This is a genomic window from Leisingera sp. CC-HEC093 (assembly GCF_059429195.1).
Genome location: NZ_JCAIJR010000001.1, coordinates 856185 through 870447, shown reverse-complemented (window position 1 = coordinate 870447; position 14263 = coordinate 856185). Strand labels below are relative to the sequence as shown.

12 protein-coding genes and 3 pseudogenes are annotated in these 14263 nt (G+C 56.2%); 8 read left to right on the top strand and 7 right to left on the bottom strand.

Features of this window, described 5'->3' with window-relative positions:
* Positions 1–152 precede the first annotated feature (152 nt).
* From AC5STB_RS04335 to AC5STB_RS04325, 3 genes are all read right to left on the bottom strand, one after another.
* Entirely contained in the window at positions 153–572 is a 420-nt protein-coding gene (locus AC5STB_RS04335) for a hypothetical protein (protein WP_495441751.1), read from the bottom strand.
* Positions 573–1655: 1083 nt separating this feature from the next.
* Positions 1656–1949, bottom strand: coding sequence for a hypothetical protein (locus AC5STB_RS04330; RefSeq protein WP_495441750.1), 294 nt, complete (start codon positions 1947–1949; stop codon positions 1656–1658).
* A 93-nt stretch (positions 1950–2042) separates the two neighbouring features.
* Complete coding sequence (locus AC5STB_RS04325; RefSeq protein ID WP_495441749.1) at positions 2043–3224, bottom strand: multidrug effflux MFS transporter; 1182 nt, start codon at positions 3222–3224, stop codon at positions 2043–2045.
* 625 nt (positions 3225–3849) lie between these two features.
* Between AC5STB_RS04325 and AC5STB_RS04320 the strand changes: the two genes are divergently transcribed.
* The 5 genes from AC5STB_RS04320 to AC5STB_RS04300 all read left to right on the top strand — a co-directional run bounded on the left by AC5STB_RS04320 (position 3850) and on the right by AC5STB_RS04300 (position 8511).
* Positions 3850–5910 (top strand): type VI secretion system Vgr family protein, encoded by a 2061-nt coding sequence (locus tag AC5STB_RS04320; protein WP_495441748.1) that lies wholly within the window; start codon positions 3850–3852, stop codon positions 5908–5910.
* A 37-nt stretch (positions 5911–5947) separates the two neighbouring features.
* Positions 5948–6595, top strand: a complete 648-nt coding sequence (locus AC5STB_RS04315) for a hypothetical protein (RefSeq protein ID WP_495441747.1) — start codon at positions 5948–5950, stop codon at positions 6593–6595.
* Positions 6595–7476 carry a hypothetical protein gene (locus AC5STB_RS04310; protein ID WP_495441746.1) on the top strand — a complete coding sequence of 294 codons (882 nt, stop codon included), beginning with the start codon at positions 6595–6597 and terminating at the stop codon, positions 7474–7476. The genes AC5STB_RS04315 and AC5STB_RS04310 overlap by 1 nt, the downstream gene beginning before the upstream one ends.
* Positions 7477–7485: 9 nt before the next feature.
* Entirely contained in the window at positions 7486–8106 is a 621-nt protein-coding gene (locus AC5STB_RS04305) for a hypothetical protein (protein WP_495441745.1), read from the top strand.
* A 117-nt stretch (positions 8107–8223) separates the two neighbouring features.
* On the top strand, positions 8224–8511 hold the full coding sequence (locus AC5STB_RS04300; protein ID WP_495441744.1) for a type VI secretion system PAAR protein: 288 nt from the start codon (positions 8224–8226) through the stop codon (positions 8509–8511).
* 456 nt (positions 8512–8967) lie between these two features.
* Here AC5STB_RS04300 and AC5STB_RS04295 read toward each other — a convergent pair.
* Positions 8968–9621 (bottom strand): annotated as a pseudogene (locus AC5STB_RS04295) (IS91 family transposase); the annotation flags it as partial.
* A 381-nt stretch (positions 9622–10002) separates the two neighbouring features.
* Between AC5STB_RS04295 and AC5STB_RS04290 the strand changes: the two are divergent.
* From AC5STB_RS04290 to AC5STB_RS04280, 3 genes and pseudogenes are all read left to right on the top strand, one after another.
* On the top strand, positions 10003–10992 hold the full coding sequence (locus tag AC5STB_RS04290; protein WP_495441743.1) for an ATP-binding protein: 990 nt from the start codon (positions 10003–10005) through the stop codon (positions 10990–10992).
* Positions 10993–11271: 279 nt separating this feature from the next.
* A pseudogene (locus AC5STB_RS04285) lies at positions 11272–11811 on the top strand (DDE-type integrase/transposase/recombinase); the annotation flags it as partial.
* Positions 11811–12589: pseudogene (locus tag AC5STB_RS04280) on the top strand (IS5 family transposase); the annotation flags it as partial. The pseudogenes AC5STB_RS04285 and AC5STB_RS04280, both read left to right, overlap by 1 nt.
* Before the next feature lie 201 nt (positions 12590–12790).
* On the opposite strand, the gene AC5STB_RS04275 reads toward AC5STB_RS04280, so the two are convergent.
* The 3 genes from AC5STB_RS04275 to AC5STB_RS04265 all read right to left on the bottom strand — a co-directional run bounded on the left by AC5STB_RS04275 (position 12791) and on the right by AC5STB_RS04265 (position 14168).
* Entirely contained in the window at positions 12791–13171 is a 381-nt protein-coding gene (locus AC5STB_RS04275; RefSeq protein WP_495441742.1) for a DMT family transporter, read from the bottom strand.
* A gap of 47 nt (positions 13172–13218) precedes the next feature.
* Positions 13219–13539, bottom strand: coding sequence for a DMT family transporter (locus tag AC5STB_RS04270; RefSeq protein WP_495441741.1), 321 nt, complete (start codon positions 13537–13539; stop codon positions 13219–13221).
* A 209-nt stretch (positions 13540–13748) separates the two neighbouring features.
* On the bottom strand, positions 13749–14168 hold the full coding sequence (locus AC5STB_RS04265) for a MarR family winged helix-turn-helix transcriptional regulator (protein WP_495441740.1): 420 nt from the start codon (positions 14166–14168) through the stop codon (positions 13749–13751).
* Positions 14169–14263 lie beyond the last annotated feature (95 nt).

Below are 14263 nucleotides of genomic sequence, written 5' to 3'. Positions count from 1 at the left end.
TACCTTTCGAGGCATCGGGTAATTGTCTTGGTGCATGTCGGTGAGCACTACGGCCATGCCTGAATACAGAGGAATATTGATCGGATGGCTGATCGCACTCATGAAATGGGCTTTGCCTCAGGCTGATTTCCCTAATTACAGCGAATAGCGCTTCAGGAGCGCGACTTCAGAAGGCGGTTGGCGCAATCATCACAGGTGGTTGTCAGCCACCCGCCCAGGCTTTTGAGCTCACCGTGTTGCTTTCCACAGTGTTCGCATTTGCTAGCGGCCTCAGATTCAGCTTGAAGTATGCGGTCAGCAGTGCGTTCGTTTCCGCCCTTTGAATAGAACCGCAACTTGCCCAGCTTTTGCTTGACCTGCCGTGCCTGGAAACGGCTTAAACCATCCTGTTGGACTATCGCTGTCAGATCCGCGCTCAGGCTTTCGATCAGGGGATACCAACCCTTGCCACAGCTGAAGCCCCAGGCCAGATTCGTCTCCTCAATCCTCCAAGGCGGCTTCCCAAAAACCTCGGGAAACGCTTCCATGATGCGCAGGGCTTCATCATCAATTCTGCGCTCTTGGTCTTGCATAGCGGCCTCCTGTTAATGCGGCTTGGACTGCTGGAGCGAGAAAGTCGTTCGGCATCCGAGCCCGTCATATCCGCGCATACTTAGATGATAATGTCTAGTCTGTTGAAACTAATTGATTTTTCGCATTTTTCTAAGGCTGCCCGCGGGCAGCGCCGTTCCGCTGCCCTTCGGGCGAGTTGAAAGGGGTTAGCCTCGGCCTGCTGTTCGGAGGACACAGGGGCATACATCTTGAAACCCGTTTACCGCAGTCCGGCTGCAACGCCACCAGCCCACGTGCGCGGGGCCAAATTCGCTCGTTTTCAGGGCGTTACGTCAGAGTACGCTTGAGTACTCCAAGCAGGAGTACTTTTCACCCTAATGTGGATTGGATTGCTATTTTTTCCTCAAATAGTTGATTTGCTCAGTTTGCTGGATTGTCGAGCAAACCGGCATGGGCGCCAGAGCGCAGTGCTCTGAGAATTGCTGAAAAGTTTGCGGCGAGGTTTGCAGTCTTGTGAATCTGTTCCACGGCAGGGCGCAGATTTATGAAAGTGCAAACCCAGTGTCAGCGGGCGTTCAACCGGCTCCTCAGTTCGAACCGGACGCGCAGCCTCGGAGACTCGGGATTGCGCTAGCTGCGCCCAAATCTCCTAGGGTGCGTCGCTGGTATCTTACTTGCGTTAAAAGTGTTGCAGCCAAAGCGGGTCTTGAATTTTCCCGTGGGCGTCGCTCAGCGTAGAGCTTGCGAAAAGCTGCCTGGGGTGACTGCGCAGGCCTTGCAAAGACATGAAGGCTACCACTTCTGGAGCCGCTTGAATTTTTCTCGATGGTCTTTTTTTCGCAAATTCAATGAGTTGACACGGCTTCTATGGCGGTCTTGAAGGCCGGGCGCATTTTTCTGTTTTGGATTTTCAGCGGATTCGCGGACCTTCTCAATGTGCAAGGTCGGTGGTCCATGAGGGCCATGTCCTGCGCAAAAGAAAACGCGCACCCGAGGGCGCGCGTCAAGAAGTTGGGGCAAAGATCGCCCGTGTATCACTTGTCACGCTAGAGGCCCAAAAGGGTCCGGGCAAGCGCGGTCTGAGTTCCAGGATGAAAATTTGACTACCCCGGACCCACAGTGCGCAAGCAAACCCAACCCTTTTCCGTCTGGATTTCAGCAGGAACACGATCTTCGAGGCAAACCAGGGTTGTCTCGTCATCCGAATAGATAGCAGCCTTGAATCCTGGCCCACTAAACCACTCGGGAATGTCAGCATCGGTGGCAAGTTGCGAGACGGCATAACGTCCAGGAACGAAATTCACATTTAGGGTATGGTTCAAAAAAGACGCCCTCCACAGTTTGACTGAAGAAGGACATTCCTGGCTGCGACTTCTGGAGTCACGCGGGAGCTTCATCTTCCAAGATGATAGTTCCGCGCAGATTAGGTTATCGGATCACTATAGCCAAGCCAGCATTCGCGCAGGGTGCAGCTATCGCGCAGTTTGGGCTCAAAGCGATGGATCGCTGCTCCTTGCCGGATAGCCACCCTTCTTCCTCAGCCATGCCGCCCAAACGGCAAACGCCATTGCCAATCCCGACGCAGCCAGCATCAACATAAGTAGTGTTTGGCCTCCGTTCGTCTGTGGCACAAGGTTGCCCGTCACCGACGTCAAAACGGCACCACCAGCAACGATGAGAGCGCCGCTCAGTCCGGCAGCGCTTCCGGCGAGATCAGGTCGAACCGACATGGCACCGGCATTGCATCCGGGCATTGTAATCCCATTCCCTAAACCAACGAAGAGGGTGCTCGCAAAGAAAAACTCCGCTGACCTGATACCCGATGCGAGCAGCAGCAAACCTCCCAAAAGACCAGTGCAAGCCACAACCCGGCCCGCAATCATGATGGTTGTCGGTTCGAAGTGTTGCCCAACGCGACCGGCCAGGAAACCGCCAATTAAAAAGCCAACAGTAATGGTCCCGATGTAGAGCCCAAGTTCGGCGGTTGTGACATTGAAAGTGGACCGCGCAACAAGGGGTGCGCCCGTCAGAAAGATGTAGAATGCGCCGACGGAAAGCGTGCCGCAGAGTGCGTAGGCCCAGAAAAGGGGCTCACGGATGAGCGCCGTCGTGTCAGGCACAGGAGTGCTGGTATCTGTTGCCCTTTGAGGCCTCGTCTCTCCGAGGTCGAACCAGCAAAGCAGCAGCAATCCGAAGCCCGCTGCAGCGTAGAAGCCAAAGACGGAGCGCCACCCAAAGAAGGTATCCAGCACCCCTCCCAGCATGGGGCCGATCATCGGGGCGATTGCCATCGCCATTCCGATATAGCCGATCAGGCTCACGGCCTCCCGCTCCGTTCTCATGTCCCGAACTATCGCGAGAGAAAGCGCATACCCGCCGATGATGCCGCCTTGGAGCATTCGACAGAACAGAAATGCCTCGATGTTCGGAGCAAAGGTGCAACCCACAGAGGCAAATGCGAAAACAAGCAAAGCCCCCAGAAGCACCCTCCGCCTGCCGGTCCGGTCTGACAAGGGACCGATGATGAGCTGGATGATCGCTGTTAAGGCCAGGTACCCAGAAACAGCCCAGCTCACAGTGCTGTAGTCAGTTTTAAGATCGACAGCGATATTGGCCAGCGAGGGTAGGAACATGTTGAGCGACATCAGCGAAAACCCCGTCAACAGGATCAATGTTATCAAATGCGGAGGTGTTCTCGTGCGGTTCATCTTGGCGATCTGATCTTTAGAAACAAAAAAAGCCCCCGAGAATGTCGGGGGCGCATGGAAACGGATATGGAAAACCTTATCGGACCATGCACCTTTTGCTTACTACGACGACGAAATTGAAGGGCATGGATTCACTCCTTTGAAAGCGAGCGTAGTCAGCTTGATCAGTGGTGGCAACACGTAAAGCCGTCGTTCGTACAAGCCACAGCAACCGGTAAACTGGGCTCAGAGCTAGGTTTCTCCGCTTACCGCGCCAAAGTTCGCTCCTGGCATGCGAACGACAGCACATCGACCGTGACAGTGGAATATTAGCGGCTTGACCTATTCTGCCGATGACTGGTTCCGTTCCATCTTCGTCAAATTGCCTGCTGCATTGGCATTCGGCGGCTGAGAGCCCCTTTTTGCCGAATTCTGCATGCGTCATAAATGTCAGCTTTTGCACTTTCACCACTTTGAATGCTGCGGATGGCTGCTGCGCCCCAGTCAAATTCAAACCGCAGACTGGAAACGGCCTCTCCAGGGCGCTGGCGTCTTGCAAACCCGCCGCAAACCACGGTAACACCTCACGCATTGGTTGTTTGGTGGATTTATGGACACGCATTTTTCTCAGCAGGACCGGCAGGGCCGCCTGTCGACCGTGCTTGGCGCGGACAGTCTGGTGCTATTGCGCATGGATGGCAGCGAAGAGCTGTCAGGGGATTTTGAATGGCGCGTTGAGGCGCTGGCGGCGCAGGACGGGCTGGATCTGACCGCACTTCTGGGCACCCATGCCACGGTGGAGATCGGCCACGGAAAGGGCTCCCGCGCCTTTGACGGGATTGTCTGCGAGGCGCGCCAGCGCGGCGCTTATGAGAATGGCTTCCGCTATGATCTGCTGCTGCGGCCCTGGCTGCATGTCGCCTCCCTTCGACGCAACATGCGGATTTTCCACAGCAAAACTGTGATCGAAATAGTTGAGGAGGTGCTGGGCGCCTATGCGGGGCTGGGCAATCCGCATCTGGAGGTGCAGGTCTCCGAGGACTACCCTGTGCTGGAGTACACCGTGCAATACGGCGAGGCGGATGCGGATTTCGTGCGCCGCCAGCTGGAGCGCCACGGCATCACCTGGTCCTGGCGCCATGAGGCTGGGTCGCACACGATGCTGCTGACGGACGCAGCCTTCAGCCTGCCGCTGGTGCCGGGCGGTTCACGGCCCTATTACGGTGTCGTGGGTTATCACCGCCATGAGGACGAGCATTTCCGCAGCTGGTCCCCGGCGCAGCGCATCACAACCGGGGCGGTGCGGCTGACCGAATACAACTTCAAGATCCCCAATGCCGCGCAAGAGGCCGAACATCTCAGCGAGGCCGCCCACCCCAGCAGCGATATCGAGAGCTATGACTGGCCCGGTGACTACCTGACCCAGGGCGAGGGGCGCGGTGTGGCGGACCGCCGCCTGCAGGAAGAGCGCGGCCATGCCCTGCGCCACCACGCCGAGGGGGATGCCGTGTCCCTCGGCGCGGGCTGGCGGGTGACCCTGGCAGGCGATGCCGTGCCCGGCGCGACGGGTGAGACATTCGTCTGCCTCAAGGCGAGCCACCGTTTCCGCGCACAGGCCTATGGCTCAGGCGATGCAGGCGGCGATGAGGCGCCATACGAAGGCTCATACGTTCTGACGCCGGAAACCGCCCCTTTCCGCCCCGAGCGCCGCACCAAAGGCCCGCGGGTGCAGGGGCCGGAAACGGCTGTGGTGGTGGGCGACGGCGAGATCGACTGCGACGAACACGGCCGCATTCTGGTGCGCTTTCACTGGGACTGGGAAAAGGCGTATACCATGCGGGTTCGCGTGAGCCAGAATTGGGCCTCCCAGGGCTGGGGCGGCATGGTGATCCCCCGCATCGGCATGGAGGTCATCGTCGAACACCTGCGCGGAGATCCCGACAAGCCTATTGTCACCGGCTGCGTCTACAACGGCAAAAACAAACCGCCCTATGAGCTACCAAAGCATAAGACACGATCGACCTTTAAGTCGGATACCCACAAAGGGCGGGGTTTCAATGAAATGAGGTTTGAGGATGAGGCCGGCGAAGAAGAAATTTTTGTTCATGCTGAAAAAGATAGAAACGAAAAAGTTCGCAACAATCACACCGAGCGAATAGATAACAATTGGGTTCAATCTGTTGGACGCAGCAAGGTTACAGAGGTCTCTCACGATGCGGTTCAGCAAATTGGTGGCTCGGCGCAGATTACGATAGGCGAGATTAGTAAGGGGAAGTTGGTTGGACCTGAGTTCGCGAAAAACCCAGAGGGGATAAAGGATGTCGCTAACCAGTTGAATGCTGCGGATAAATTATCAACTGAGCCTGGACGGTTCACGCTAAAAGTGGAGAAATCCATAAATATTTCCGCAGGAGGCTCTTCTGTTGAAACCGTCGGAACTGAAAAACGTATAACTTCTAAGGATAGGATCGCAATCAACTCCGAGAACCTAACTGAAATAAGCTCCACGGATGTGGTATCCATCTATGCCGGAAAAGAGTTTGCCGTTGTCTGCGGAGCCGCCAACCTTCGCTTCACAAACGACGGCAGGATTACAATAAACGGCACGGAAATATGCCTATCCGCTCTGAAAGATATTAAAGCAAAAGCCGGTAGAATTGACTTAAACTAGGATTGCGATTTTGAGTGTACTACGAACCATCAACCACTTGTTCGTAAGCTTCGGCTGGGAGGCTGTAGTATCGACACGCGGCATGTTAACACATTACCAGCCATGGAGCGGAAATGCGCAAATCAGCCCACGAGCGATGTCAGAAGCGGCAAGCGGCGCAGATGATAGTCCTTCAGCAAACGTTGACGATGGCCTGACGAATATCATCCCAAATGGTATGGGTTCTATTGCCCCGGCATCCAATCCGATGGCGGCACTAATCAGCAAGTATGGACGCTGGGGTGTCAAGGCCCTGGAACAGGAGGGGCACTCTAAGAGAACGATCAATCGTGCGGCAAGTCTGGCCCGACGCTTAGGGCGTAACTCAGGGGGCATGGGCGAAGTGCTGAATGTGTGGGATCAGATCACGACCTCTGCTGCCTTTGAGTACAGGAAATCCCAGGAAATATCCAGATTCAGTCACCGCCTTACTAGTTCGGCTATGCTGCAAGCCTGTTCCGATATCAATCATTATGTCTCTAAAGCGCAGCCATTCTATAGGGATGTAGAGAAGTTCACGATTTCTCTTTCCATGTCCATATCCGGCATGCCCGAACGGGAAAGCGGAAAATTTGCGATCGCGTTTGCTTTTGATCAGAATGCCATACCCATTTTGGAAGAAACTGAGAGATATTTCAACTCATGATGCAGATAAAAGTCAGCATACCCGCGGCAATTGCGTTTGCTGTTGCGGTGCTCGCTTTTTCTTCTCCTTGTAATGCGGGTGGAGATGTTTTGTCACCTGAGCAGCATCTATATGCTGCTAACAATGATGCAGGGTACTTAGAAGAACATATGGCGAGTATACAGTCTTTCATTTCGGGTTACCATCCCGTGAATGGAGCGAATGACCTGACGATTACATACTACGCTTTCGGAGTTTCTGATTTGCCTAGCGCCGAATCGTTTTGTGCCAACTTTGGAGTTCTGAACGAAACTTCCAATGGGTTTGGCGATGAGGATTTGCTCAACTGCTTTAGTGAGATTTATAAGGAGATGATTAATAAGGGGAAACTGGGCGTGATCTCATTTTCGGAAATGGAATTAGCCCTTCTTCATGATGCGGCCTATATCTTAAATGGTGATCCAGCACTTCTGAATGTTCAAACCTTACAACCCTTTTCCTTTACGCGAGCGTCTGAGATGGCCTTGTCGAACCCTAGTCTCATCGGCAATGAGCGCGTGATGAATGCGTTTGCCAACTCGAATGTTTGCAATGGTCGTGATCTTAACGGCTCGGAAAAGCATAGGGTATTCTCTCTTTGTTTTGATCCTGTGCAGTATGAGGCAGAACTGAGCTCTAGTGAATTTGATGGTTTTCCGTTTGTATATGAGGCTCTTAAGGCCTGCAGCACCCTGCCGGAATTGCAGGGGTATCGCTGTGTGCCGAGACTGCAGGAGCATTTTCAGGTTTATGGAAAATGTACGATTCCCGCCCACCTGCTAGGCGGAAAAAAAGAGGACGCTTTGAAAAATCTGCATCGAGAAATTTCCACCTGCTATGCACGGAAGTTACGGGAAGACTAGGTCGTTCACATGAAACCTATCTATCAATCAGCGCTGTTTGATGACGGTGAAAGTTCAGCGCCAATGATATGGTGCAGCATTCACAATAACGCCGCAGTTCAATTCGCATCCCAAGGGCTGGGGCCGAAAATAACAAATGGAGGAGTTCTCGATGTTTTCGATAGAAAAACATTGGTAAAATTGGGTGGGTTCGACGCCCCAAAATGGCAGTCCTTTTGCATGGCCGTTGGCATAACAGTCTATGGGGCGGTGGCTCTGTCTTGGTGTAAGGGCGCAGAGATCCTTAACGTATGGGAGGGATGGCGTGCTTCTAATTTCCCTCTCAAGCCTCGTCCAGAGTTTGAACGACCTGCCCAGTTCATCAATCCTGACCTGCTTCCAAAGACTAATAGCCTTGCTGAAATAGTTGAGGCGGGAGGAAACAAAAGCCTTCCTATCTGTGCCATGATCGCAGCCCTGAATGAACCTTTGAAGTTTGACCTGCCTCATGATCTGTTAAGAACATCCCCTCCGCAAATTGCGAGCTTTCTCAGATCGCGTATGCTTCGAAAGGACGAACGGGAATATGGAGAAAATGCCTTGATTGAGATCTGGAGCGAGACCGTCAAGGGGACTGAATATGATGTTTGATAGCTCTCAAATTTCATATGCCCGGTTTCGGTCTTGTCTGGGCGGAGAGCGTCACTGGAATTGCTGTCGTGAGGCAGGGGAGATACATCGCGTATCTTATATTTGGAAGACTTCGTAGTGCCAGCAGCAGCACGAAAGGGCGACACCGGGTCTGAACACGATGGCTTCCCGCCAACACCGGCCACAGAAGGCAGCGATGATGTCGGTATCAATGGGAAACCGGCGTTGCGCGAGGGAGATGCTTTTGCGCCGCACTCAAAGCCCAAGCATCCTCCGCACGGGCGGGCGCTGGCGGTTGGGTCAGGCAGCGTCTTCATCAATGGCAAACCCGCTGGCCGTGTTGGCGACGCTATTGATTGCGGCGGGACCGTTGAAAGCGGCTCCGGCGATGTGTTTATTGGTTGATGATCCTGCAACGCAGATCCTCCTATTGGATCGCCTGCAAAATAGTTACCCCTCTGCAGCTATTGCACGGTCTCGGGTGGACGAAAGCCGCCTTTGGAGCAATCGCAGCCAAGGTTCACTTCGTCTAAGATTTTTCGATGCGGGCCAGTTGGTTAGGTTGGGCTTGGCGGGGTGGCCCGCGTTGACAAATCTGACAAGGTGGAAGCCGCGGGATGTGTGTGCTGCGCTATGGGGAAAGCGCAGGCATCCGCCATGGATATTGGTGGAATTTTCGCGGGGTTTGCTGAGCTTGGGCGATTGGCGGCACGGCCTTTGGGGCAGTGTCTGGAAACTTCGCGGGTCTTGCTGGGGCGGTTTTCATCGTCTTGAGGCGCGAGCACGAGCGTAGGCCAAAGCGCACCGTTGACCAGCATGGGAAGTTTCTGATCTCAGAGTGGTTGTGAGACGGGCTTTTCATCATGCGGCCTGCAATCTTGGTGGTGCCCGGGATCGCGGAACCTCGCCGCGCCGGAAGGTTTCGATGATGCGCATGGGTCCGCCGCAATCGGGGCATGGTTCGCGCAGGGTCAGGGGTTCTTTGAGGTCGTCTTCTGGCTGGTCCGGTTCGCCAGAGCCCGCCGTTCCGAGAACCGCGCGGACCCGGGCGACTTTCTCTTTGCGACTACTGCCCGCGAGGAAGCCATAGTGTCGGATGCGGTGGAACCGGTCGGGGAGGACATGGATCAGAAAGCGGCGGATGAACTCGTCGGTTGCAAGTCGCATCACCTTCATCCGGTCCCCGCGCTTGATCCGGTAATCCTTCCAGCGGAACGCTACGGTGTCGGCGTCAGCGCTGACCAGGCGATGGTTTGAGATTGCCACGCGGTGTGTGTACCGGCTCAAATAGGCAAGCACCGCCTCCGGACCACCGAAGGGCGGTTTGGCATAAACAACCCAGTCGATCTTGCGCAGCGGGGCCGACCATTCAGCGAAGGCGGGTGCGTCTGCCAATCCCACAAGATCTCCGAAGAGTCTCAAGTGCCCGGCACCGTGCAGCGCCATCAACCCGTCCAGAAACAACCGCCGGAACAGCCGCGACAGCACGCGTACATGCAGAAAGAATCCGGGCTTGAGCGAGGCGCGGGCGTCCCGCGCTCGAGCTTCTGGCTTCTTCCCGGATTCTCGTGACCCTTCGAGCTATCAGACACTCGCGCAGCTGGAGTATCGCGCGAGCAAACTGCTTCAGGTCGAAACCCGGCCCGCCGCCTACGCCGGTGCCACTGCTGCGCCCGGGCATCTCATGAGCAGGGGCCGCACCTCGGGCGTGGTGCCGACGCGCCCGGCCGGTTCGGCTCCGTCCAGCCTCCAATCATCTTCGTCGCCTCTTAAGGCAAGCCCACCACCGCCGTCCGCTGGGCAGAAGCATGCGCCGCCAGAGAACGCGGCCACTTCGGCGCCAGACACTGACGACATCAAGACAATGACCTTCGGGTCGATCAAGGAAAGCAAACTGTGACCAACCCCTTCGTCATCCCCTCGTTGGCAAACCTCAATTCGGATCTGGCGCAGCGGCACTTCCCGCTCGCCAGGGGTGAGGCGCTCCAGCAGACCTTCGCGCAGCTCTTCAGCCGCCACCTGGGGCGCCTGAAGTCCGGGAAGGGTTTCGAGGCGCGCAGCCTCCTGGTCACAGGGCTGTCTGGTTCTGGCAAGACTGCAGAGATCTCGGACATGCTGGGCCGCTTCAACAAGAGCGCTGTTCCCATGCCGGACGGCACGGCCGCGAAGTTTGCGCGCTGTGTGCTAGAGGCGAAGGGGACATGGAAGGATCTTGGCCGCAAGACCCTGCACGCCTTGGGATACCCGATTACGAACAAGACGCGCCGGACACAGTTCGAGATCTGGGATCTGGTCATAAAGCAGGCCAAGCTCCAGGGCGTCATCGGGATCCACTATGACGAGGCCCAGCATATCATGCGTGGCAAGTCGGATGCCGAGGTTCTGAGCGTCCTGGACGCCTTCAAGACCCTCATGAAGTCACACGACTGGCCTCTCATGTTGATCCTTTCGGGTGTTCCGGAACTGGGAGACTATGTGCAGCGCGAGCCGCAGCTTGATCGGTTGATGACCAGGATCGAGTTCGGGGAAATCGATCTGAGTAGCGCCCTGGGCCATCCGGCACCGGACTACGAAATCCTGAACGAGATCGTTGGAAGCTACGCGATCAGCGGGGGGCTTGATGTCGACGCCAGCCTGCCCACGGGCGATTTCCTGCACCGCCTTGCGACCGCCGGGGCATTCCGGTGGGGCCTAGTCATCGACCTGGTTGTCGATGCCGTGGCGCTCGCCGTTGCCAGGAGGGAAGGGGTGGTTGAGCGGTCGGATTTCGTGACTGCCTGGTGCGAGAAAACCGGAATGAACCAGCTGGCGACGCCCTTCACCCATGACAGCTACGAACGGATGTTCCGGAGGGACAAGCCGTTCCGTGCCGCCATCGGCACCTGATTTTCCAGGAGAATTCAGACTTCGAGAAACCCGCGCCTAGGCGCGGGTTTTTTCTTGCCCGAATATCGCAGCTCAATGGGCCTCATGAACTAAGTCTCTGAAGTTGCGCAGGTTTTTGGTTTCTGCGCAGGCTTATGCTTTCAGTCTGGAATTCGCGCCCTGCAAGTATTTGAAATTATTTATGGATTCTTGCCTCCGAATCGGAAGTGATTGATCTTGCGCATTCATTTGCTTTCTCTGACTTTTAGAGTTGTTGACGTCCGACAGCGGAACTGCGTCTTGGGGATCAGCTATGGTGCCGGGCTGCGCGCATCCGAAGTCTGCAATCTCAAGGTCTCAGATATCGACAGCGGCCGGATGCTGATCCATGTCGACGAGGGCAAAAATGACAAAGACCGCAAGGCCATGCTGTCACCTGCCTTGCTCGATCTGCTCCGGGATTACTGGCGCGAGGCGCGCCCCGAAGGTTGGCTGTTTCCGGGCAAACCCAAGATCATGGCGCTTTCATGTGTCCGGCTGAGGCCCGCGTATCGGAACCATGTCTGGAGCTACGACTTCGTGCATTGTCGGACAGATGACGGAAAGGTCTTCCGGACGCTGAACATCATTGATGAGCACAGCCGGGAATGTCTGGCGATCAAGGTGAAGCGCAAGCTGAACTCGACAGACGTGATTGATGTTCTGACAGACCTGTTCATCCTGCGTGGCGCTCCCGCCTTCATCCGCTCGGACAATGGCCCTGAGTTCGTTGCACAGGCGGTTCGGGACTGGATCACTGCCGTCGGCGCCAAGACCGCCTACATCGAGCCAGGGTCGCCGAAAGCCTCCTGCGGCTGGTCGGGCTGGACTGGCCGGTCCCGGGCTTCAGCACCTTGTGCTGTCGCCAACGAAAGCTGAACGTGGCCATCCCCTACCGTGGAGGGGAAGGCCCGCTGAACCTTCTGATCGACAGCACCGGTATCAAGGCCGAGGGCGAAGGTGAGTGGAGTGCCCGAAAGCCCCCTCTCGCACATGCCATGCATGTGCTGCCGGGCAGCGGGTGGCCCGAAACGCCGGATATGGCGCAAGATACACATCCCTTGCCCGTCAGGGTCATGCACAGCATGATCCCGAGAGGGGAATTGACGAGGAAACGCTGGAGGTCAGAGCCCTGGAGATCACCGGCAGCAATATCGGTGACGCGCCCATACTCCCGGAACTGCTGGACCAGATCGAAGCGGATCAGGGCATCGCATCGGTCACCGCCGGCGGTGCTTGCGATACCCGAACGTGCCACGAGGCAATCGCTGCCCGAAATGCCGCCGCTGTCATACCGCCACGCAAGAACGCAAAGCCCTGGAAACCAACGAGTCCCGGCGCCGTCGCCCGCAACGAAGCGCTGCGAGCCTCGAAGTACTTGGGCCGCGCCATCTGGCGACGGTGGAGCGGCTACCACCGTCGGAGCCGTGTCGAAAGCAAGATGAACTGCATCAAGCTGCTCGGCCAATCCCTGATGGCCCGAGACTTCGAGCGCCAGGTCGCCGAGCTGCAGGTTCGTATCGCCGTGCTGAACGGCTACACGGCGCTTGGCATGCCTGTTACGCGACCCGTGGAATAAGTCTATCCGGGGAAAGGGGAGCTGCGTTCAGCCCCCGATTTGTGCAACAAGGCCGCGTGCATTGGTCAAAGCATGTCGATAGCCAAGCCGCCTTCGCCAATCGCGTTGATACATGACTAAATCAACCCGCGCTCCTCATGGAACGCGGGCACACCATTCCCAGCGGTTGAGCAGAACCTCTGCTTTCCGGCGTTTGCCAGTCTATTTGAGCTTGGGGCTGTCTGCCAATTTCAGCCAAATCACACCGGCAATAATGACCGCCAGCCAGAACGATTGCGCGAGGGTCAGGGATTGATCCAGCAGCACGGCACCCAAAACTGCCGCGCCGATCGATCCGATCCCGGCCCAAACAGCGTAACCGATGCCGACGTCGATGGATTTGAGTGCAACGCTTAGGAAGTAGAGGGTCAGTAAAAAGAACACGATAGCCGAGGCAGACCAAGTCAGGACGGTGAAGGCTTGGCTGCCGCCGACACTCAGGGCGTAGCCAACCTCGAAAGCCCCCGCCAGCAGCAGTGCGCCCCAGGCACCCTTGTTGCCGGTCTCCGCTTCGGGGAACGCAGAAGTTCGTGTGTCAGTCATGGTCTTATTCCTTTGTGTCTGTTCAGGGAATTAGGAAGTGGCTTGGTTCACGCGGCACCGCTCATCCGCAGGCCGACAACGCCGCCGATGACGATCAGGATGCCGACACCTTTGGAGAAGCTCAGGCGCTGGTTGAAGAACATCGCGCCAAGTGCCACGATCCCGACCCCTGCCAGCGCGGTCCACATCGAGTAGCCGACGCCCACGTCAAAGGTCAGCAAGGCGAGGCTGAGAAAAATGGTCGCAATCACACCGCTGATAAGCGTGATCGTGGTCCATTTGACGTTCTTGAAACCTTCTGATTTTCCGGCGGCGATGGCCACGGTGATTTCGAAAACAACTGCGATCATCAGATAAACCCAGTGCATAACTTTTCCTTTCAGATTGAACCCGTTCGTGCAGGACGTGGGAAATTGGGGTGGCCCTTCCGGAGGTTTGGAAGGTGTTTATTTACTTGCGCATGCAACATAATAAGAGGCATTTACGCCTGTCAATAAGATTATTTGTGCATGCATTTATTATATTGGGAAGGTTTTCAGTTTAGCCCCGGCGGAGGCGGACCTCCGCCGAAGTTTCGTCAGGCCTCTGTCAGGACGCAAAGAGCGCGGGCGGACTCGCGGGCTTCCCTTTGTTCAAAGGTTTTCTTCAGCACGCGTTCCAAGCAGTCTTGGAACACCGGCGCGACCTCCTCGATGTACTTTTTGCCGTGCTCATTCAGGACGCAGTACTTGCCCCGTTTGTCGCTGGGGCAGCTATCACGGAATACAAACCCCCTTTTCTCCAGCCGCTCGACCACACGTGTGGTCGAACTCTGGGTCAGCATCAGGGTTTCCGCCAGTTCCTGCATGCGAAGCTCCAGGTCGGGCTGTTCTGACAGATGTTTGAGGGTCCGGAACTCGCTGAGACCAAGATCGCTGGATCTGCGCAGCTCTTCTGTAAGCTGGTTTTCGATCCCGTAGAACAAGGCCGTTACCTGATCCCAAACATCTAGCTTCATTGCATGGCTCCTTTGTCCTGCAAGTGGTGCGCAGTACACGTTTGCTTTTGCAAGCAAAGATATGATTTCTGCGCGCCACTTGCCAGACTTAGAAG